Raw genomic sequence first — 20,813 nt, forward strand, 5'->3', positions numbered from 1 at the left:
CGGTTAATGAAAATAGCGCATTAGTCGATAAGCTGTTCAAAAGCCTCACCAAAAAACTGATGCGTACTCAGATTGTGGAAGAAGGGGTGCGCGTGGATGGTCGCAAGCTAGACCAAGTGCGTCCTGTCTCTTGTCAAACCAGTCTATTACCTCAGCGAGTTCATGGTAGCGCTTTGTTCAACCGAGGACTAACCCAAGTCCTATCCACGGTTACCTTGGGAACACCTGGAGATGCCCAAACTCTAGATGACCTTAACCCAGAAGATGAGAAGCGCTATCTGCACCACTACAATTTCCCACCCTTTTCTGTAGGGGAAGTCAAGCCATTGCGATCGCCCGGACGGCGTGAAATTGGTCACGGAGCCTTAGCCGAACGAGCATTAGTCCCCGTGTTGCCCCCTCAACACGAGTTTCCCTATGTGATCCGGGTAGTATCGGAAGTGCTCTCCTCCAATGGTTCCACCTCCATGGGCTCGGTTTGTGGTTCAACACTGGCCTTGATGGATTCAGGTGTACCGATTACCAAACCGGTTAGTGGTGCAGCCATGGGTTTGATCAAAGAAGGAGATGAAGTCCGCATTCTCACCGATATTCAAGGTATTGAAGACTTTTTGGGTGACATGGACTTCAAAGTCGCCGGTACCGATACTGGCATCACGGCTTTGCAAATGGACATGAAAATCACTGGTCTGTCCATGGATACCATAGCCCAGGCCATTGAGCAAGCCAAACCAGCCAGACTGCATATCCTAGAAAAGATGCTGGCGGTGATTGACACACCCTCCACAGACATGTCACCCTTTGCTCCTCGCCTCTTAACCATGAAGATCGATCCGGAGTTCATCGGTACAGTCATTGGTCCAGGGGGTAAGACAATTAAAGGAATTACCGAGCAAACTGGGGCAAAAATCGATATTGAAGATGACGGTACAGTTACCGTATCTGCTATGGATGGGGACAGAGCCACCAAAGCTATCAATATCATCCAAGGCTTAACCCGCAAGCTGCATGAAGGGGATGTCTATGTTGGTCGTGTCACCCGGATTATTCCCATTGGTGCCTTTGTGGAAATACTTCCTGGCAAAGAAGGTATGATTCACATTTCCCAACTAGCTGACTACCGAGTTGGCAAAGTGGAAGATGAGTTAGCGGTAGGAGATGAGGTAGTTGTCAAAATACGGGAAATTGACAACAAGGGTCGTCTTAATTTAACCCGTTTGAACATTCATCCGGACGAAGCTGCCGCAGCACGGGAAGCAGCAGCGTTATAACCTAGCTAGGCTAGCTAGATAATGGTGAAGCGTCAGGAGCAGGGAAGCTTCTCAAGACTATAGAGAACAGATGTAGAAGCCTCTGGGGAGTTGGGGGAATAAATTGACCCTACTCTGATGATGCTTCCCTGAACTTACCCTAGGAGTATCCTGTGATCAGGTCAGTGACCAGCAAAAGTTAAACATTTCTGAGATAGCCGTAAGTAAAAGCTTTACACTAAATAATGCATTATGGTTTAGAGATGATTTAGTTAAGCTGTGCGGAAAATTGTTATAGCTGGTAACTGGAAAATGTACAAAACTCAAGCGGAAACCGCTGAGTTTTTAAAGGGATTTTTGCCTGAGGTGGAGCAAACTCCCATAGAACGGGAGGTTGTTCTGTGTGGTCCCTTCACCGACTTGGGTGTGATGTCTGAGCATGTACAAAATACTCGTGTACAGATCGGGGCTCAGAATATCCACTGGGAAAATGCTGGAGCCTACACTGGTGAAATTGCTGGTGGGATGCTCAAGGAAATTGGTGTGCGCTATGTCATTGTTGGTCATAGTGAACGGCGTCAATACTTCGGCGAAACTGATGAAACCGTTAATAAACGCCTTCACGCTGCTCAGCGTCACGGTTTGATTCCGATTCTGTGTGTTGGGGAAACGAAAGCACAACGGGATGCTGGTGAAACAGAAGACATTATTAGCAAGCAGTTGGAAAAAGACCTAGTCAACGTTGACCAGCAAAATTTAGTGATTGCTTACGAACCAATCTGGGCAATTGGTACTGGAGACACTTGTGATGCATCAGAAGCGAATCGAATCATTGGATTAATTCGCTCCAAGCTAAAGGAAGCTAATGTCCCAATTCAATATGGTGGCTCCGTCAAACCCAAGAATATTGATGAAATTATGGCTCAATCAGAAATTGATGGAGTACTGGTGGGCGGAGCAAGCTTAGAACCTGCGAGCTTTGCCAGAATAGTCAATTATCAGTAGTTGTGATTAGTCATGGGCTAATTGTTAATTGTTAATTGTTAATTGTTAATTGTTAGTTAGCTTATTATTAGTTAGTTAATTGGTTAATTGGTTGATTGCAATGGGCAATTTTCAATTAGCAATTAGCCATGATCTATAAGCGATGGATAAAGGAAAATTAACCATCCAGAACTATTCTTTTGAGTGGGGCAAACGAACCTATATCATGGGTATCTTGAACGTTACCCCCGATAGTTTTAGTGATGGCGGAGAGTATTTTACCCCAGAAGCTGCCTTAAGGCAAGCTCAGGCTCTAGTAGATGCTGGTGCTGATATTATCGATATTGGTGGTCAATCCACTCGACCTGGTGCCGAGCAAATTTCCCTACCCGAAGAACTGAAACGAGTTGTGCCTGTGGTAAAGGCAATGGGTTCAGTGCTGAAGATACCGATTTCTGTCGATACCACTAGAGCATCTGTGGCTAAGGCTGCGGTAGAAGCTGGTGCCGATATGGTCAATGATATTTCCGGTGGCACATTTGACCCAGACATGTTGCCACTTGTAGGGCAATTGGGGGTACCAATTGTCTTAATGCATATCCGAGGCACCCCGGTTTCCATGCAAAAATTAACTGATTATCAAGACTTAATTGGAGAAATCTATAGCTTTCTGGAGGAGCGGGTAACTGCGGCAACCGCAGCAGGAATTAAGCGATCGCATATTATTATTGACCCAGGCATTGGTTTTGCCAAAACCGCTGAGCAAAGTGTAGAGATTCTGCGGCAACTGCCTAGGTTTGATGCCCTCGGTCTACCGATGTTAATAGGAGTATCTCGCAAAAGCTTTATTAGACGCATCATCAATCAACCAGACCCCAAGGGTCGAATTTGGGGAACTGCTGCGGCTTGTTGTAGTGCCATTGCCGGTTCAGCAGACATCCTGCGGGTACACGATGTTGACCAGCTCCGTGATGTCTGCCGTGTTGCTGATGCGATTTGGCGTGTTTAAGTATTCAGCATTCAGCTATCAGCATTCAGTTATCAGCATTCAGCTTTTGAATAAAAGAGGTAAGCATTGGTTTAATCTCTGTTACGTTTGCTGACAGCTTACAGCTGACAGCTAAATGCTTTGATGGGCTTTTCCCGAGAGTTTCAATTCTCATTAATCTCGAACTATTAAATTCTCCCATTCGAGGTTTATTTTAAGCTGACCGCTGACCGCTGACCGCTGACCGCTGACCGCTGACCGCTGAATTATTACATTGTTATTGCCCTAATTACTCTCGCCCACAGATTCAGTTTGAAGCAAATCAGTCATGGCTTCGCTCAGTGCTTTTGGATCCATAAAGACGACTTTAGAATTGTTGCTTTCACTTAATTTTTCATTAGCTTCTACATAGCGTTGAGCAATCAGGAACTGTAGGACTTTCTGAGTATTAGCTTGCTCTTGAAGAGCTTTGGAGATCATTTGGATCGACTCCACTGTACCTTCAGCCTGTAAAATTTTGGCTTGTTTCTCACTCTTAGCAGCTCGTTCCTTCTCTAGGGCATCGATAATAGTCTGGGGTGGTTTAATCTCTTGCACCTCAACCCGCATCACCTTGACTCCCCAATCAGCAGAGGCATCATCTAATTGTTGCAATAAGTTCTGATTGATTCTGTCTCGGGAGGCATAAGTCTCGTCTAATTCCATCTGACCAATGGTAGAACGCAGAGTGGTCATGACTAAATTTTCAATCGCCTCATGAACATTATCTACAGCATAAAAAGCTTTGTACATATCTAAAATTTGCCAATACACGATCGCATCGACTTCTACCTGAACGTTATCTTTGGTGATTGCCTGCTGGGGTTCAATGTCCAAAATCTGCTCACGGGTACTCTCTTCTACGGCAATCTTGTCTATAAACGGAACTACATTGTAGTTAAGACCAGGGTCTAGTTTTTTACGATACTTACCAAAACGTTCTACTAGAGCTTCATTTCCCTCTTGGACAACTTTTGTCGTACCTACGGTGTAGCCAAAGGCTACTAAAATAATTGGGGCGAGTATGCTAAGAAGAATATCCATAGTGTTTTAGATCCTGTTAGAAGATTAATAAATTCACGCTTTGCTGCGGCTAGCATTTCCTAGAAATAACTTTATCAATAGAAGAGCACAAAATGTGTGTATAGATAACTTTCACTCTAGCCACCCCTGGGTTGAGTGTCAAAGCTGTTATCAACACTACGGGGAAGCTAACTTCTGTGGATGAGGGGTATTCCCCTCACCATTCCCCTAACCTATACTTAGAAACTGAGAACACAACAGAGGGAAGATCCGCAACAACTAAAAAAGTAGGTTATCAAAGTAGATTTAGTTTAAGCATTCAGCCGTGAGCCATTCGCGAACGCGAATGGCCTTGGCTCACGCTACTTGAGGTGCCGTCAGTGCTCAGTAGTCAGCTGATTTTATTCAAAAGCACCGATTGCGCTACGCGCACGCTGCGCCAACAGTAGCCTGGCCATTCCCGTAGCGTGGCCTTTGGCTGATAGCTGATACGCGACACGCTGATACGCGACACGCTGAATGCTTACAATTTCGTACTAGTCAGTTTTTTCAGCAGCAGATGGCTTGTCTTCTTCAGCCTTGTCCTGATTAACCAGCCATTCTGAGAGGGGGCGTGAGACAGCATACTGAAAGTCCACTGGCACTAACAGCACCTGCAACTGCTCAGATTTGGAATCCAGTGGTAGGACTTGAGCATATAGGAAACTGCGAGTAAAGTCCAAGTTGCCTAAGATCAGCTTCGGACTGTCCTGATTTTTCAGTTTCACTGTTATAGTTGCTGAGGGCTTGTCTAATCCATACTCTGGAAGTTGGTCAGGGCTAACCGTAAGAATGCGATCGCTTTTGCCCTGAGCCAGCAAGTTCAACAAAAAGGAAACAACCGCATCACTAGCTGTCGCCTCTTTGGGCTTTTTCATCCGCCAACCCGATTCTGGCTCACTGGCTCGCTCGAATACTAAGGTCTTGTCATCACTATTAACAGTAAACGATTGAATCTCGTCTTCAGTGAAATTAAATATCGGTTTTTTATTAATTTTAGCAGCTTCTCGCTTTTCAGAACCCTGAATTTCATAAATATATACACCTCCCCCCAGGAGGATGGCACAAATGACTAAAATCAGAGTTGTCCTTTGTAGTTTCATCAGTTTAAACTGCATCGATCTAAACACAGCTTAATACGTTATAGCGGTTCTCAATTGGGTGAGGTACACCTCCCTTGGGAGTAGGGAGTAGGGAGTAGGGAGTAGGGAACAGGGAACAGCGGATCTGGGAACAGCGGATCTGGGAACAGCGGATCTGGGAACAGCGGATCTGGGAACAGGGAAAAAATCTTGTGTAGTTCACAATTATGAGAAACGCTATAGCTAGATCTAGCTAAGTCTTTGGGAGATTGCTAAGTAGTCGGAGATCAATAAACGCGCTCTGTGTAAAGAATTATGAAAATTCCGATCCAAAAAACACTGGTATGGCTATTGGGTGGTTTAGGTATCTCAGGGGTAATCGCGCCAGCCTTGGGATTAGATACATCAATCTCAGAAGCTGGTATTAATGTCTATCGGTTACACCAACCTCCCTATAATTTAACCGGTCGCAAAATTGCCATTGGGCAAGTGGAAATTGGTAGACCTGGATTATTTGGTAAGGATAAGGCCGCTATCAAGAATCGGACAGTAACTCCTGCGGGAGTATTTTATCGCAACACCCCCGCAAAACCGAATACCCATGTTGATGAACATGCGGCTATGGTAGCAGCTGTGATGATTAGTCGAGACAAAGGGTTGCGGGGAGTAGCACCTGGGGCAAAACTCTACGCTTCAGCAGTTGGCTCCCTGTCTAGGAGTGGACAACCAGAAGAGTGCCTGTCGGCTCAGCATATTGCTCAGCAAAATGGCTCAGATGTACGGGCAATTAATTTTAGTTTTGGTGAATCCCTACAGCGGGACCCGAGGGAGGAAGCGGTGCTGGATGGCAATGCGCTGTTAACTCTATGTATCGATTGGTCAGCTAGGGTGCATGATGTCTTGTATGTGATTGCTGGCAACCAAGGTAAAGGGGGAATTCCTATCCCCACAGATAATTTTAATGGTATCAATGCAGCATACACAGCCAAGCGTCAGGGAGTTTTTAATAAGGTAGACTTTGCTAACTTGAGTGCTTTACCAGTTGGTATTGGTCGTCGTCTGATTCGGCAAGAAATTAATGTTGGTTCTCGCCGCTCGATTAATTTGGTAGCTCCTGGCAACAAGATATCGTTGTATGACCTCAAAGGTAAAGTGACTAAGGTCAGTGGTACCAGTTTTGCTGCTCCCCATATCACTGGTGTTGTAGCATTGCTACAGGAATTTGGTGATTCCGCTTTGCGCAAGCTGCGCTCAAGACAACAAAAACTATTCTTGATGCAGTCCCTCAGAGCGGAAACCCCCAATACCGGGCTGCATCGCTTGTGGATGAATTGGAGTACAGATTCCCGACGCCATGAAGTAATGAAGGCAGTGTTGCTTAATTCTGCTGACAAAATTCAAGATCTCGGTGATGGGATGCTACTAGGCATGAGCCGCACGATTCGGGCAAAGGATAATCACCACTGGTTAGAGTCTGATGCTTACCAAGACCCCAAAATTCCTCTGGATATGCAGATGGGGACAGGACATCTAAATGGGTTTCGAGCTTACCAGCAATTTAAACTCGGCCAATGGAGTCCCAGTGGCATTGGAGTGCCACCAGTGGGTTGGGATTACCGTACTGTGGAGAAATCATCTGATCGGGACTATGTGTTAACAAAACCCTTAGCAGAAGGAAGTTTTATCTCTTTAACTCTGGCTTGGGACCGTTTGGTAGAGTTAGAGGATGACAATAATAATGATGCTTATGATCTTGGGGAGAGTTTTAGCGATCGCGGTTTGAATAATCTTGACCTCTATTTAATGCCAGTCGGAGAAGAGGACATTACCAAAAGTGTCTGTGCTTCTATCAGTGAAGCGGATGCTGTGGAACATATTTTCTGCCAAGTCCCTGCTCAAGGTCGCTATAAAATTCGGGTTCAGTATCAACAACAGGTTAATCAGCCGTCTCAAGCTTATGCTTTAGCTTGGTGGACAGTTCCAGATCCCAAATGATAGGCAACAGAGGCAAGAGGGCTAAGCTGCTAGCTTTGAGCAAAAACTTGGCTCGAAAAATAAAAACTTGATTGGGGATTCATCCCATGGTGCCCTTACGGGTCAGATCTCAAGATTGAAGGCGCTAGAAGCTAAAGTTACAATCTAGCTAAAGTAGGAATGGTAGTTGATTCACAATAGAGTTGGAATGGAGGAAGAGTTTTACTACCGAGGAATAGATAAAATTCGTCAAGGAGACTTGAACGAAGCAATCGAGGAATTTGACAAAGCCTTAGAGATTAATCCGAACTTCGCCGAAGCCTACTATAAACGAGCTATGGCTCGCTTTGACTTAGGGGATCAACAAGGCGCGCTTGCCGATTATACTCAGGCTTTACAAATCAATTCTGAAAGTATTGAAGTTTATTTCGGGCGGGGTTTGGCTCGATTGGCACTGGGAGATGCCACTGGAGCAATAGAAGATGCCAATCAAATACTTAAGATTAATCCTAATCAGCCTGCAGCTTGTAAGCTTCAAGGTAGTGCCTACCGTAAGTTAGGAGATAATCAGGCTGCGATCGCATCATTTAAACAAGCAGCTCAGCTCTACCTAGACCAACAAGATAAATTAAATTGTCGTCGTTGTCTTGAGAGTATCAATCAAATTCAACAACAGCAAATACTAGCTTTAGGTCGAGCCCAGACTAACGATTTTTGCCATCAAGCAATAAATAAAGTTAACACAGGCAAGTACCGAGAAGCCTTAGAGGATTTCAACTGGCTCCTTGAGGTTGACCCCAAAAATGCCCAAGCTTATTGCTATCGAGGTATTGTTCACTGCAAACTCGGTGATTACAGGAGAGCCATTCAAGACCTTGGTCAAGCTATGGAACTAAATCCCCAAGATGCTCAGGTTCGTTACCATCGAGGATTAGTACGAATTGAATTGGGAGATTACCGGGGAGCTATTGATGACTTGACCAAGTTACTACAAAGTAATCCGGAAAATCGGGACGTCTTAATCCATCGGGGTAATGCCTATATCCAGATGGGAGACTATCGCCAAGCCATCGAAGATTATTCCCGAGTTATTACTCTTAAACCCAATGATGCTCAATCATATCGTTATCGGGCAACCGCTCGTGAAAAGTTTGAAGATCTACGGGGAGCATTTGAAGATTATCAACAAGCGGCAAACCTGTATTTCGATCAACAAGACTGGACTAATTATCGGAAACTGCTCGATAAACTCAAACAGCTACAGCCATTACAACTGACCGAGGGGTCGAGCAATCGAGAATCACAAGCACCATCAAATATCAAACCTAGTAGGGAGTTGCAACAAAGACTACTAAGACTGGTAGGAGGACAATCCGATATCGCCACACGCCTACTTGACTTGGCTAAGGGAAAATACCCAGGGATGCCAGAAAAATGGTATTGGGAGAAGGTGATCAAGGATTTAGAACGATAGCGCTATAATAATTGAAATATTGATAAAACTAGCGACAATTAATCATTCAGCTTATGCGCTACAGATGGTGCTACTTGAGGTGCTATCAGCTATCAGCTGTTGCGATTGCTTCAATGGCAGCTTCTAATGCGATCGCAATATGAGTCCAATGGGTTCCTCCCTGACAAAACACAATATAAGGCTCCTTTAAAGGGCCATCTGCAGAAAATTCTGAGGTACTCCCATCAATAAAAGTCCCCCCAGCCATCACTAACTGACTCTCATAACCCGGCATTGCGGCTGGGACAGGGTCGAGGTAGGAACCTATCGGAGAATGCCGTTGTATCGCTCGACAGAAAGCGATTAATTTTTCCGCTGAACCCAACTCAACTGCTTGAATTACATCCCGACGGGGTACCATCGGTGGGGGATTGACAGGATAACCAAGTTGTGCTATAGTATGAGCGATTAAATGACTCCCTTTGAGGGCTTCACCAACCATTTGGGGAGCTAGGAATAATCCTTGAAACAGCAATCGATTTTGATCAAAAGTTGCCCCACCTGAACTACCAATCCCTGGAGCAGTAAGACGACAGGTTGCGGCTTCAACTAAGTCAGCTTTTCCAGCTACATAGCCTCCAGCAGTAGCAATCGTTCCCCCAGGATTTTTAATCAAGGAACCCGCCATCAAATCTGCACCTACTGCTGTCGGTTCTTGCTCTTCTACAAATTCCCCGTAACAGTTATCGACAAAACAGATAGTATCAGGATTTTGTTGTTTGACAAGCTTGACAATTTTTTCTATTTCTGATATTGAAAGACTCTTTCGCCAAGAATACCCACAGGAACGCTGAATGAAAACCAGGCGGGTATTCTCTCCCACCGCTGTTGCCAAAGCTGACCAATCCAAACTTCCCTCACTAGTTAGGGACAACTGGCGGTAACGAATCCCAAATTCTAGTAGGGAACCTTGACCATCACCCCGTAAACCAATCACCTCTTCCAAGGTATCGTAAGGGGCACCGGCAATCGCTAGCATTTCATCACCAGGACGCAGTACCCCAAACAGGCAAGATGCGATCGCATGGGTTCCGGAAACAAATTGTACCCGTACAGCTGCAGATTCAGCTCCCATGACATCAGCAAACACCATGTCGAGAGTTTTGCGTCCTAAATCATCATGTCCATAGCCCGAAACACCAGCAAAGTGATGGACTCCTACACGATGTACTCGAAAAGAATCCAGTACCTTTTTGAGATTTTGCTTGACGGCGGTGTCAATACCATAAAAGATCGGAAATAGTGCTTTTTCTGCTGCTTGCAGCCGTTGAGAGCTGTTGATTCCCAAAATTCGCGCCTCGAAATTTTAGATCAAAATTTTAGATCAAAGAGAGCGGGTTATGACAATTTGTATCCTATTAGACTTACTGCATGACAATTGCTACTTCAGATAATCTTCGTTTAGATTGGGTCGTTATTACCTATATGGCCTTTATTCACCTAGCAGCCCTGTTTGCCTTACTTCCGAGCAACTTTAACTGGACAGCAGTGGGCTTAATGATCTTTTTCCACTGGGTGACAGGGGGCTTGGGGGTAACTCTGGGATGGCATCGCTTAGTGACCCACCGCAGTTTTCAGACACCCAAGTGGTTAGAATACTTCCTAGTTTTGTGTGGTACCATTTCCTGTCAAGGAGGAGTGATCGATTGGGTAGGACTACATCGCATCCATCATTTGCACTCTGACACCCAACCGGATCCCCATGACTCCCATCAAGGGTTTTGGTGGAGTCACATGGCTTGGATGTTGCATAAAATTCCTGCTGATGAGCAAATTTCTAAATTCACTAAAGATATTTCTGGAGATCGGGTTTATCAGTTTTTGGATAAGTATTTTGTGCTTGTTCAAGTGGTTCTAGGACTGTTGCTGTATGCCATGGGTGGCTGGCCATTTGTAGTGTGGGGGATTTTTGTGCGGCTAGTACTGGTGTTTCACTGTACCTGGTTTGTCAACAGTGCTACTCACAAATTTGGTTATCGCACCTATGAGTCTAATGATTGCTCAAAAAACTGCTGGTGGGTAGCCCTACTAACCTATGGCGAAGGCTGGCACAACAATCACCATGCTTATCAGTATTCTGCAAGGCATGGCATTAAATGGTGGGAAATTGACCTGACTTGGATGACGATTCAGTTCCTACAACAGCTGGGTTTAGCCAAAAACGTGAAACTGATTAGTCCTGAACAGACATAAGTTTCCCTAGGGTAGTACCTTGAGTGCTACCCTGCCAGTTGCCGAGCGGCTTCAGTTCTGAGGGCGGCTTAGTTGTAAAACCTCCTGAGCAGCAGAGTATACTCCGGTTTCCAAAGTGCAAGCACCATGGATTTATCCTGTCTACTTCAGGACTTATGACTCTAGCACTGAGGCTTAGGGAGTTTCTGGTAAAATTATAAAATATTAAAAATTCTTAGCTTTTGTTTACAAAAAACGTAAAGTCTGCCTTTATAATCGTATAAGTATTGTTACTAATCTCAAATTGTTCTTATCGAACGTTAACGGATACACCTTAGCAACAACTCCTTAGTGATGCCCCGGATACTGGTCATCGATGACGACCCCGCAATTTCAGAATTAGTCACCATCAATTTGGAGATGGCTGGCTACGATGTTAGTCAAGCAATGGATGGCATCAAGGGTCAGGCTCTAGCTCTGCAACTGCAGCCAGACCTGATTATGTTAGACTTGATGCTACCCAAGGTAGATGGTTTCACCGTCTGCCAACGGTTACGTCGGGATGAACGCACTTCCGATATTCCAGTATTGATGTTGACTGCCCTAGGTCAAACCCAAGACAAGGTAGAAGGCTTTAATGCTGGTGCCGATGATTATCTCACCAAACCCTTTGAACTCGAAGAAATGCTGGCGCGAGTGCGAGCATTACTACGGCGCACAGACCGAATTCCCCAAGCTGCTAAGCATACGGAAATACTGAACTATGGTCCTTTGACCCTAGTTCCAGAAAGGTTTGAGGCGATTTGGTTTGATAAAACCGTGAAACTGACCCATCTGGAGTTTGAACTACTGCACTGTTTACTGCAGCGCCATGGTCAAACTGTTTCTCCGAGCGAAATCCTTAAAGAAGTTTGGGGGTATGACCCTGACGATGATATCGAAACCATTCGAGTGCATATTCGTCACCTGAGAACCAAGCTAGAACCTGATCCCCGCCATCCTAAGTACATCAAAACCGTTTATGGAGCAGGTTATTGCTTAGAGTTACCCAATACAGAAAAGACCCTAGAAGTGACTTCGGCGACTGCCTAGGATGAAATTGGTAATGTCAGAGGTACTACAAATCTACCTTCTTAAGCTAGAGTGGAAAGCCCCCGCCCTTAAGCCGGGGGTAAGCTTTCTCACCGTTAGTCAGTTGGCTAATTCTGATCAAAAATTGATCAAGTTCTAGGGAGCCAAGGCATTGCCCCGCAACAAGCTACCAATTGTCTTCGCTGTAATCTTCATTTGGATAAGAGGATTAGCAGGTACAACGGTTTTATAGAGATAGCTATCGAAAGTCAGCCGCTGCACATCCTTGTCAGCACACATCTCTACAAAGGCTTCTCGGCTAGCATCGGAGTTATAGAAAACTCGTTGTAGAATATCTAGGACTTTGTAGGTCATGCCGTATTTCTTATCCCAGCGCTTCAGGTAAAGCTTGAGGTCACTCTCTGTGGGGATACGGCTACCGCCATTAGAGGTTTCCACAATGGTTTCAGCACACATGCGAGCTGATTTAGCCGCAAAGTAAATCCCTTCCCCAGAGGATTTAGTTACTGTTCCAGCAGTATCACCTACCAAAGCTACCCGACCAACTACACGTCTAGGTCTGGGATGCTCAGGAATCGGATGGGCTTCCACTTTGATAATTTTTCCACCCACAAGTTTTTTAGCCGCACGGGCGCGAATCCCTGCTTGTAGCTTTTTGATCAGGGATTGGTTGACCCTCATAGTGCCGGTGCCAACAGCAACGTGGTCGTATTTAGGGAAGACCCAGGCGTAGAAATCAGGAGAGACATCATTACCCACATACATTTCTGCCAGGTCTTGGTAGTAATTCATCATGTTCTCTGGCAAACTGATGCGCTCTTGGAAAGCGATCGCATAATTGTAATCCCCAGCATCAATTGCTTTGGCAACCCGGGAATTTGCCCCATCAGCTCCAATCACCACATCTACTTTCAAGGTTTTGTGGGTTCCCTTGACACTGCCATCAGAATGGTCAGAATAATAGATGGTATAGGGTTGAGAGTTACTGGTGGGAATATCGAGTTTATAAACGGTGCCATTAATTAAGTTAGCCCCCAACTCAGCCGCACGATTGCGCATGAACCCATCAAGCACCTCGCGACGGCACATCCCAATATATTCGTTTTCCTTTTCTATATGGATATCAACTTCAAGATCAGACGGTGAGATCATCTTCATGTTTCTCACTTGCCGGTCAATAATTTCTGGTGGCAGGTCAAACTCACTCACCATACATAGTGGAATCGCACCACCACAGGGCTTAGCATTGTCCAGCTTACGCTCAAACAAATAGGTTTCGATTCCTGCTTTAGCTAACGTCTCGGCAGCAGAAGAACCTGCTGGTCCCGAACCAACTACTGCAACCCTTAGTGCTGGCATGTTTTCTCCCATGGTTTTTTAAGCTACGGAATGCATACTATCATGGACTTTCCTGTGATCTGAAGCTTCCCTAATATTTGGGGTCAAGTTGCAATACACCTTAACAAAAGTTCGTCACATTACTTAACAATTACAGCGGTGATTGGTCATTTTCATCGTTACCGATTAATTGTTAAGATTAATTATTAATTATTAATTATTGTGTAATTTTTAGTAATTGTTATTGTTAATGGTTAATTCTTAATTAGACCGAGCTTAGACCTGTTGGGAAATAAGAGAAAATATCGATAGTGTAGGCAAATCGGTAAAGTAATACCAATTCCTCAAAGTAGGACTACAGATGCAGATGATCCGAGAGTCGAGTTTTGGAACTACTGAATTTAGCGTTGCAGTTTCTTCCGTGCCTGCTGACGTAGCTTCAGGGCATTCCGGTGGTTAGGTTCAATCTGGAGTGCCTTATTTAAAGAAGTGATTGCCTGATTAAAGCGTCCTAGTGTCATCTGAGCTTCCCCCTTAGTCATCCAAGCCTCTGCCAAATTTCGTTGAAGTGCGATCGCTTTCTCCAAAGCCGTAATCGCCTCAACAGAACGACCCAACTTTTGGAGGGTTATTCCCTGTGAAAGCCAAGCTTCCGTTAAATCTGGCTTGAGAGTAAGGGCTTGGTTATAGAGTCTAAGGGCTTCTACAGACCTTTGCTGTTGGTCAAAGGCTTGACCAAGGCTCCACACAGCTTCTGGATAGTTAGGTTTGAAATGTAAGGCATCATTACAAGCAACAATTGCCATCTCCGGCTTTTGGAGTTTATTCAGACTGTAGCATCTGCCCCAATAGGCTTCCGCAAAATCGGCTTTTTTAGCGATCGCTTGGTCGTATAGTTTGAGAGCTTCCTGGTACTGTCGAGATTTCCGCAACTGCTCAGCTTCCTCTAAAAATTGCTCTTCTGTAACCGTAGCCTCAGTCTTATAGTCAGTCTTATAGTCAGTCTTATAGTCAGTCTTATAGTCAGTCTTATAGTCAGTATTTTCACCAGTCGGTTGAGCAGATAGAAAAGTTTTCCACAGCAGCAAGCTGACCCCCAAGATAGTTATCGATACAGTAATTAACCCCAACTTCACCAATCGTTGCGGAATAGATACTGTTGTCAAGTTAGTTGCTGAACCTCTCGAATGTTCGGTGAGGTCAAGTTGAGGCGTAGTTCTACTTTGACTCCTGGTCATCATTGACGAGTGGACTGTAGTTTTTGGTAGGTTCCTAATGTCGGGAATTGGGAGTTCCATCCCAGACTGGCTTTCCCTGGTAATTTCCTGAGTAGGGATTTCTTCCTCAGCTTCAGACAACAGTTGCTGTGTTGGTAAACTAGCCAATACCTCTAGAGCGTCAGTTGCTGTCCGATAACGGTCACGGAAATCATAGCGCACCATAATGTCAAGAATATGGGCCAACTCTGGGCTAACCTGCTTTGCGTAGTGTTGCCAATCAATTTCACTAGTTATGGGATTTTCCTTCAAGTTTTTGGGATGAACCCCAGTTAATGCCTGGATACCAACCATCCCGACAGCATAGATATCACTGCTAAAGCGGGGCTTTCCTGCCAATTGCTCATGGGGCATATAGCCCTGGGTGCCTATAGAAACCGTTAAATGAGTTTCCCCGGTTTCAGGATTAATCTTTTGGCTACTGACTTGCTTAACAGCACCAAAGTCAATCAGCACGATTTTCTCGTCCCCTTGGCGGCGGATCAGGTTAGAGGGCTTAATATCCCGGTGGATAATCTGTTGTTGATGAACAAAGGCCAATACCTGTAGAATGTCTGTTAATAAAGCAATAACTCGCTCTTGTGAACACGGATCACCCTGGACAAGTTCTCGATTCAAAGGTTGTCCTTCAATCAATTCCTGAACCAGATAAAACTGCTGATCTTCCTCAAAATGTGCTAGTAGGCGAGGGATCTGGTCATGATTACCTAGCTGGTAGAGAAATCGAGCTTCTCTATCGAAAAGGCGTCTTGCCATTTGCAGCGTTGCCGTCTGTTCGGTTTGGGGCAAAAGATGTTTAACCACACATCGGGGTTGATTTGGCAAATGTATATCTTGTGCCAGGAAGGTTCGACCAAACCCACCAGATCCCAGTTGGTTGATAATTTTGTAGCGTCCGCCTACTAGGGCTTTTGCAGGTTTTGTCTGTGCAGATAAGCGGCTCATCGAGGGGTTAGTGATGACTACCTAATTATGATTCCAAATTCAGTAAATATACCATTGATTTGGATCCTAAAGCCAGTTATACCACAAAGAAAGTTAACATTACCAGTTGTTTAATTAACCCTCAACTCCCTCGTCTTGGTGCCCGTTCACGCTTAGCTTTTAAAAAGCGCAGGGTCCCACGGCAACATTAACTTTTTCCTTGACTATCGGACATTAAGAGACTTGTCCCTTAATCAGCTCAACTAACGATAAGTGACTCAAATGAGGGAGTAAGCTGTCACCCATTGAAATTGTGCATGGGGCTGATGGTCAGATGGTCAGATGGCGAGATAGTCAGAGGGTAGACCGGCTTTTGCAGAAGTGGCTCGGACTGAAATTTCAATAGAGCTCTGCGGAAAATACTCAATACCTCTGTGCAACTAGCTCTAAAAACGCGATCGCCAATTTCAATTACCAGTCAGTTTCTAGCTAAAAATAGGTACTTGAGCTAATTGATGTTAATAAATCAGCCTTTTAAAGAGGGTTATACTCATTGTTTATTTCGACAAAAAAAGTAATCAATTATTATAACGCCATTATATTGGGGGGATTAGTGCCCCAAATCTTAATCTCAATAACCCCAAATACAGCTAATTATCTGTTCATACTTCCTGGGATTCTTTATCGATGATGTTTTGACAAACATCATATCACCCATCAGCAACCAAGATGCGCTGCTCTACATAGATTTGAATTTGACCATAGCTGAACAAAATCCCATCAGAGTGCATAATACCCATAAGACCAGTATTAAACCAGCCTTAAAACCCCCTACCCCCTTTTAAAATTACCAATTCATCGAGTATGCTATGGCTATACCCTTTTGTCAGGATAGTAGCTTGGCCGCAAAACAAGCGGTTGCTTAGGTCTACTTTCTGAGATCTTCTTCCAGAAGTGGTACAAAAGCGTACAAAGTACGGCTGGCTATCGCCTTTTGGCTCTTAGCTCAGAGATTACCTCTGGGATGATTTATGTCAGTCGATAAAATCATTACCTTAAACCAGTATTTTTCGACCAAACTTTTATAAATTAATCCAAGACTACCAACCAGATAATGCCAACAAAATTTGGTCATTACTGACTTTTAACCTATGGTATAAATAATTTATTTCATGAATACATCTGTCTCAGTAGTTATCACCACCTTTAATAAAGCCCAGTACCTCGAACAATCAGTAAAGAGTGTACTAGCGCAAACATTTTCCCAGATTGAATGCATTATTGTCGATGATGGCTCTACCGATAATACCCGCCAAGTTGCTGATCAGTTAGTCCACTACCACCCAGAGATACAGTACTTTTATAAAGACAATGGAGGGGTATCGTCTGCTCGTAATTTTGGCGCTGATAAAGCCACTGGAGAATGGATTCAATTCTTAGATGCTGATGATTGGATTCATGAAGATAAAATCAGATTTCAATTGAGCTGTTTAGAGGGAACTGGTGATAATGTAGTATTTTACTCCGACTATGAACGGGTCTATGTTGATCAAAACGAAAACATTATTGAAACCAAGCCTCATGTTGTTGGTGCTCTCACCAAAGAACAGCTCATCGAACGACTGCTAATTTGTCCAGATTTTCTGGCAGATTCTCCTTTTCCCTTGTTACAGCAATCGATGCTGTTCAAGAAAAAACTCTTAGACCAGAGAAATTTTGATACTCGCCTGAAAGCCTGTGAGGATCGAGAATGGGTATTAGAACTTCTGCAACGGAACGTCAGATTCGTCCATACTCCAATCATCGGAGCCTATTATAGAAAACACCGCTTCAATCTCACCGATAATAGCTCACTGATGCGGGAGTCTTACATTAAGTATTTTGAAATTGTCTTGACAAATCACCAAAAATTAGTTAGCTTATGCCAGAAAAGTATTAAGTATTTGATAGAAAAAAGTTTTGAGGAAAAAGACCAGGAAAGTTTTACCAGATTAGCTAAATTAGTGGAATTACCAGTAGATCTGCTCAATGGCAAAATTAAAGTTAATCATCGTTGGTTATTAAATTTACTCTATTGGCTCAGAACGATGATACCAAACTTTTTACTATACGAAAGATACCGAGGTCCCCGTTCTCGTAAACTTTTATCCATCATTAGCCGTCGGTCTTAGCATAAACTGGGATAAAAGTCCCGTTCCGTAGAATCAGCCTCAGGATAAATCCTAGAGAGCATCCTGATTAAATTCCTGATTAAATTCCTCCTGTCAACAGCAGCAACACTGTTTGAAATAGTCCCACCATCACTCCTAAAATACCCCCTAAATTCACAATAGCTTGTAATTCACTTTTCACTAAAGTCTGAATCGTGATTTCCATATCTTTTGGAGAAGTAGCGTTTACCCGTTCAACAATCACCTCATCAATAGATAAAATCGGAATCACTTCAGTCATGATTTTTTCCAAATCCTCCTCCAGGTAGCGCTCTATAACCAAAGCGAGTTCCTTGCTAATCATTGTCAACGATGTAGTCATAATTGCTGAATCTCGGAGCCGATTAACAATTAAGGCAGACACTTTTTCCCAGTCAATAGATTGATTTAATCCTTGTATAAATTCAGCACCCCCCTCTTGAATATAAGCACGCACCGAATCCCGCATAGTTTTCCGTAGTTGTCTCACTGTTGACAAAGGCAGATTTTGCAATGAAACATTTTGCAACCATTCCCGCAAGCGATCGCGAGTTCCTAGAGCCACAATTAACTCTTCGATGCGAGCATTAGTCGCTTCTTTTTCGTCAAGGCAAAAGCTTCGCAGGCGGATCAAAGCATTGCGTATACCAAATAAATTTGCCACTACCCAGTATGTCCCACTGGACTTTTCCCGAAAGTCTTCATCAATGATTTGAATGTTGCGGTCAGTTAGGAAATCAATAACTGCCTGTCGCAAAATATCTGGGGGGAGTACTACTTTTAATATCCACTCAGAAAGCTTCCGAGCTTGTTCTTGATCCAGTCGAAACTCCAATAAAATCTGGTCAAAAACATGGTTAAGTTGGGCTTCTAGGAAATCCTTACGACGGGCTAAGACTTTTAGCATACGTGGCAACGATTCCCCGATCAAGTCTCGGAGAATCCCAGCAAGAATATGAGCTGTTTTCTGTTGCTTATCCGACCGGACTTGATCTAGCGCTAGGTTTAATAGCCACAAGATCGCTCCTTCCACACGTTCAGTATGGAGCAGACGCTTTGCCAAACGCTGTAACTCTGTTGGCGTCAGCAGAGAACCCATAATAGTGTCAGCAACTCGCCTAGCCAGCCGTTCCTGGTTGCGAGGAATTAAACCTGGTGTAAAAGGTAGCTGACGCTTACCGATGTAAATTGGTCTGTAGGGACGGAACAACATTTTGATGGCTAAATCATTGGTGAAATAGCCAATAATTCCCCCAGCTATGGGAGGAACAAACAACAATAATAGGTTAAACAGATCCAAAACAAAAATCGAGTTGTGTAGAACTTAAAAAGCAGGTAATAGGTAAGTTTAAAGTATGATATAAAAAGTCATAAGTTTACACTAGTTATAGCATTTATTAAATAGGTGAGGTACCACGCTCTGGGGGGTTTAGGGAGTATATAGTAGGGAGTAGGTAATAGGGAATAGAGAACTTCCGTTAAGGGAATAGGGAAAAAATCCTGTGTACCTCATTACTAGTAGAAACGCTATATATGGCTGCGGTTCCTTAACAATTATTAGGTTTGAGGATTAATTTAAAGATGCACCATCCCTCACCTTTATCATTATTGCTGCCTTTACACTTGCTATCTTCATCTTTTATACTTCAAGAATTTATTTAATGCCCAATCTCTATTGTAGGCTTTTTCCAAAAGTGACATCCTGCTACACTAAACCCGAACGGGATATAATACACATTGCCGTTGATGGCACTGTTCGTTTTCTTTTTCTTTAAACCATGACTGAAGTACCACCAGGCTCTCCTGAAAGTCACCCTCAAACCAATTCAGAACAGATAAATGCTGAAGATTTATTAACCTTACTGCGGCGCAAAGAACGCAACTGGGTGGAGTGGGGTCAAGCCTGTCAGCAGCTACAAAAAGCTGGCTACAGTTCTCAGGTAATTTTTGAAGAAACTGGGTTTGAGCCAATTCAACAGAATCAAGTGATGGTGGCATCTCAGGTTTACACAAGTTTGATTACAGTCGGGGTGTCCGATGAAGTGCGATCGCGTTTTGAGAGTACTGGTAGCGATTCCCTGTACGAGTTGCGGATTCTCACCCAAGAGGAACGAGCTGCTGCTGCTGAATTTCTCGTTGCTAGGAACTTGAACTCCGAAGGAGCCCATGAAGTTGCCAAAGCACTCAAGACCTTTTCCCGCAGAAGCCGTCCACCGGAGGGATTCACCAATCATCCTGGTGATGCTGTTGCCTATCAGTATTGGAAACTTGCCAAACAACACAATGATTTGCAAGAACGTTCTCGTTTGATTGCCCGAGGCTTGATGTTTGCTCATACTCAACAAGCCCGGCAACAAATCGAAGAATTACTCACAGGAGCGTTTGGTAGCACTCAGCGTCCAGCCCCCAGATTACCCATATACCGCCTCGAAGCTGAAGAAGATTTGCCCCGTTTGCTTCCGGTAGTGGGTGCCTTACCCCTGACAATAGCTGATCTCAACCAGGTTCCTAGAACTGACTATAAGGGCACTTTTAGTATAGTTAAGGGGCTTCGAGAGCAGATGTTCGCCGCAGTACCGGGCTGGCAGGTAGTTTTGAAGGCACAAGATCCAGTGGTGATTTTGTGTAACAGTAATCAGCTGCCTATTCAACAGAATAACAAACCTGAAGAGATTTTGCTTATTATTGACCGCTCACAGCAGCAGTGGGATGGGGACAGCTACTTTTTGGTTGAAGAATCAGGACAGTTAGAGATTAAGTGGTTTCCAGATTCTCCTGATATTAGTTTTTTGGGACGCCTCATCCTAGTATTACGACCGAAAAAAATTCTGGATGAAGCATTAAGTCAAGATGTCTGGCAAATTGATGAGTAATTAGTCATTAGTTATTAAGTTAGTTAATTTCTGTTTTGTTGACTCTTGACTCTTGG

General features: G+C 44.0%; 17 protein-coding genes. 9 read left to right on the forward strand and 8 right to left on the reverse strand.

What is annotated here, in order from left to right:
* The 3 genes from F6K20_RS02740 to folP form a co-directional block, all read left to right on the forward strand.
* Window positions 1-1,271, forward strand: a 1,271-nt coding sequence (locus tag F6K20_RS02740) for a polyribonucleotide nucleotidyltransferase (protein WP_287293607.1), incomplete at its 5' end; no start/stop codon positions are given.
* A gap of 258 nt (window positions 1,272-1,529) precedes the next feature.
* A complete protein-coding gene (gene tpiA, locus F6K20_RS02745; RefSeq protein ID WP_071986895.1) occupies window positions 1,530-2,255 on the forward strand; it encodes a triose-phosphate isomerase in 726 nt (241 codons plus the stop codon).
* A 142-nt stretch (window positions 2,256-2,397) separates the two neighbouring features.
* The gene (gene folP / locus F6K20_RS02750) at window positions 2,398-3,243 is read left to right on the forward strand and encodes a dihydropteroate synthase (protein WP_287293610.1); all 846 of its coding nucleotides are present in this window, start codon (window positions 2,398-2,400) and stop codon (window positions 3,241-3,243) included.
* A gap of 264 nt (window positions 3,244-3,507) precedes the next feature.
* Here the strand turns inward: folP and F6K20_RS02755 are convergent, their stop codons facing one another.
* The 4 genes from F6K20_RS02755 to F6K20_RS02770 form a co-directional block, all read right to left on the reverse strand.
* Complete coding sequence (locus tag F6K20_RS02755) at window positions 3,508-4,305, reverse strand: SPFH domain-containing protein (RefSeq protein WP_008185722.1); 798 nt, start codon at window positions 4,303-4,305, stop codon at window positions 3,508-3,510.
* A gap of 370 nt (window positions 4,306-4,675) precedes the next feature.
* A complete protein-coding gene (locus F6K20_RS02760; RefSeq protein WP_287293612.1) occupies window positions 4,676-4,798 on the reverse strand; it encodes a hypothetical protein in 123 nt (40 codons plus the stop codon).
* Window positions 4,799-4,820: 22 nt separating this feature from the next.
* Entirely contained in the window at window positions 4,821-5,426 is a 606-nt protein-coding gene (locus F6K20_RS02765; RefSeq protein ID WP_044493642.1) for a DUF4340 domain-containing protein, read from the reverse strand.
* 19 nt (window positions 5,427-5,445) lie between these two features.
* Window positions 5,446-5,628 (reverse strand): hypothetical protein, encoded by a 183-nt coding sequence (locus F6K20_RS02770; RefSeq protein WP_131827147.1) that lies wholly within the window; start codon window positions 5,626-5,628, stop codon window positions 5,446-5,448.
* A 92-nt stretch (window positions 5,629-5,720) separates the two neighbouring features.
* On the opposite strand from F6K20_RS02770, the gene F6K20_RS02775 reads away from it, so the two are divergent.
* Together F6K20_RS02775 and F6K20_RS02780 are read left to right on the forward strand one after the other, a co-directional pair.
* The gene (locus tag F6K20_RS02775) at window positions 5,721-7,400 is read left to right on the forward strand and encodes a S8 family serine peptidase (protein ID WP_287293615.1); all 1,680 of its coding nucleotides are present in this window, start codon (window positions 5,721-5,723) and stop codon (window positions 7,398-7,400) included.
* Window positions 7,401-7,587: 187 nt separating this feature from the next.
* On the forward strand, window positions 7,588-8,853 hold the full coding sequence (locus tag F6K20_RS02780; RefSeq protein ID WP_008185727.1) for a tetratricopeptide repeat protein: 1,266 nt from the start codon (window positions 7,588-7,590) through the stop codon (window positions 8,851-8,853).
* An 85-nt stretch (window positions 8,854-8,938) separates the two neighbouring features.
* On the opposite strand, the gene F6K20_RS02785 is transcribed toward F6K20_RS02780, so the two are convergent.
* Window positions 8,939-10,174 (reverse strand): methionine gamma-lyase family protein, encoded by a 1,236-nt coding sequence (locus F6K20_RS02785; protein ID WP_287293632.1) that lies wholly within the window; start codon window positions 10,172-10,174, stop codon window positions 8,939-8,941.
* An 89-nt stretch (window positions 10,175-10,263) separates the two neighbouring features.
* On the opposite strand from F6K20_RS02785, the gene F6K20_RS02790 reads away from it, so the two are divergent.
* Both F6K20_RS02790 and rpaA read left to right on the forward strand, forming a co-directional pair.
* The gene (locus F6K20_RS02790) at window positions 10,264-11,085 is read left to right on the forward strand and encodes an acyl-CoA desaturase (RefSeq protein WP_008185731.1); all 822 of its coding nucleotides are present in this window, start codon (window positions 10,264-10,266) and stop codon (window positions 11,083-11,085) included.
* Window positions 11,086-11,418: 333 nt separating this feature from the next.
* The gene (gene rpaA / locus F6K20_RS02795) at window positions 11,419-12,156 is read left to right on the forward strand and encodes a two component system response regulator RpaA (protein WP_008185733.1); all 738 of its coding nucleotides are present in this window, start codon (window positions 11,419-11,421) and stop codon (window positions 12,154-12,156) included.
* Window positions 12,157-12,291: 135 nt separating this feature from the next.
* Here the strand turns inward: rpaA and chlP are convergent, their stop codons facing one another.
* Together chlP and F6K20_RS02805 are read right to left on the reverse strand one after the other, a co-directional pair.
* The gene (gene chlP, locus F6K20_RS02800; protein ID WP_287293617.1) at window positions 12,292-13,527 is read right to left on the reverse strand and encodes a geranylgeranyl reductase; all 1,236 of its coding nucleotides are present in this window, start codon (window positions 13,525-13,527) and stop codon (window positions 12,292-12,294) included.
* Between the two features lie 368 nt (window positions 13,528-13,895).
* Complete coding sequence (locus F6K20_RS02805; RefSeq protein WP_008185740.1) at window positions 13,896-15,716, reverse strand: serine/threonine-protein kinase; 1,821 nt, start codon at window positions 15,714-15,716, stop codon at window positions 13,896-13,898.
* 1,151 nt (window positions 15,717-16,867) lie between these two features.
* Between F6K20_RS02805 and F6K20_RS02810 the strand changes: the two genes are divergently transcribed.
* A complete protein-coding gene (locus F6K20_RS02810) occupies window positions 16,868-17,866 on the forward strand; it encodes a glycosyltransferase family 2 protein (protein ID WP_008185744.1) in 999 nt (332 codons plus the stop codon).
* Window positions 17,867-17,945: 79 nt separating this feature from the next.
* On the opposite strand, the gene F6K20_RS02815 is transcribed toward F6K20_RS02810, so the two are convergent.
* Window positions 17,946-19,184, reverse strand: a complete 1,239-nt coding sequence (locus F6K20_RS02815) for a DUF445 domain-containing protein (RefSeq protein WP_008185745.1) — start codon at window positions 19,182-19,184, stop codon at window positions 17,946-17,948.
* Window positions 19,185-19,662: 478 nt separating this feature from the next.
* Between F6K20_RS02815 and F6K20_RS02820 the strand changes: the two genes are divergently transcribed.
* The gene (locus F6K20_RS02820; RefSeq protein WP_008185747.1) at window positions 19,663-20,757 is read left to right on the forward strand and encodes a RuBisCO accumulation factor 1; all 1,095 of its coding nucleotides are present in this window, start codon (window positions 19,663-19,665) and stop codon (window positions 20,755-20,757) included.
* The last annotated feature ends 56 nt before the right edge of the window (window positions 20,758-20,813 follow it).

The organism is Moorena sp. SIO2C4 (assembly GCF_010672485.1).
Classification (GTDB): Bacteria; Cyanobacteriota; Cyanobacteriia; order Cyanobacteriales; family Coleofasciculaceae; genus Moorena; species Moorena producens.

Bases quoted from the DNA above. Each gene is read 5' to 3' on its own strand.
- F6K20_RS02775 (WP_287293615.1), top strand. From the start codon at position 5,721: ATGAAAATTCCGATCCAAAAAACACTGGTATGGCTATTGGGTGGTTTA.
- F6K20_RS02810 (WP_008185744.1), top strand. From the start codon at position 16,868: ATGAATACATCTGTCTCAGTAGTTATCACCACCTTTAATAAAGCCCAG.
- folP (WP_287293610.1), top strand. From the start codon at position 2,398: ATGGATAAAGGAAAATTAACCATCCAGAACTATTCTTTTGAGTGGGGC.
- F6K20_RS02820 (WP_008185747.1), top strand. From the start codon at position 19,663: ATGACTGAAGTACCACCAGGCTCTCCTGAAAGTCACCCTCAAACCAAT.
- chlP (WP_287293617.1), bottom strand. From the start codon at position 13,527: ATGGGAGAAAACATGCCAGCACTAAGGGTTGCAGTAGTTGGTTCGGGA.
- F6K20_RS02765 (WP_044493642.1), bottom strand. From the start codon at position 5,426: ATGAAACTACAAAGGACAACTCTGATTTTAGTCATTTGTGCCATCCTC.
- F6K20_RS02790 (WP_008185731.1), top strand. From the start codon at position 10,264: ATGACAATTGCTACTTCAGATAATCTTCGTTTAGATTGGGTCGTTATT.
- F6K20_RS02755 (WP_008185722.1), bottom strand. From the start codon at position 4,305: ATGGATATTCTTCTTAGCATACTCGCCCCAATTATTTTAGTAGCCTTT.
- F6K20_RS02780 (WP_008185727.1), top strand. From the start codon at position 7,588: ATGGAGGAAGAGTTTTACTACCGAGGAATAGATAAAATTCGTCAAGGA.
- rpaA (WP_008185733.1), top strand. From the start codon at position 11,419: ATGCCCCGGATACTGGTCATCGATGACGACCCCGCAATTTCAGAATTA.
- F6K20_RS02805 (WP_008185740.1), bottom strand. From the start codon at position 15,716: ATGAGCCGCTTATCTGCACAGACAAAACCTGCAAAAGCCCTAGTAGGC.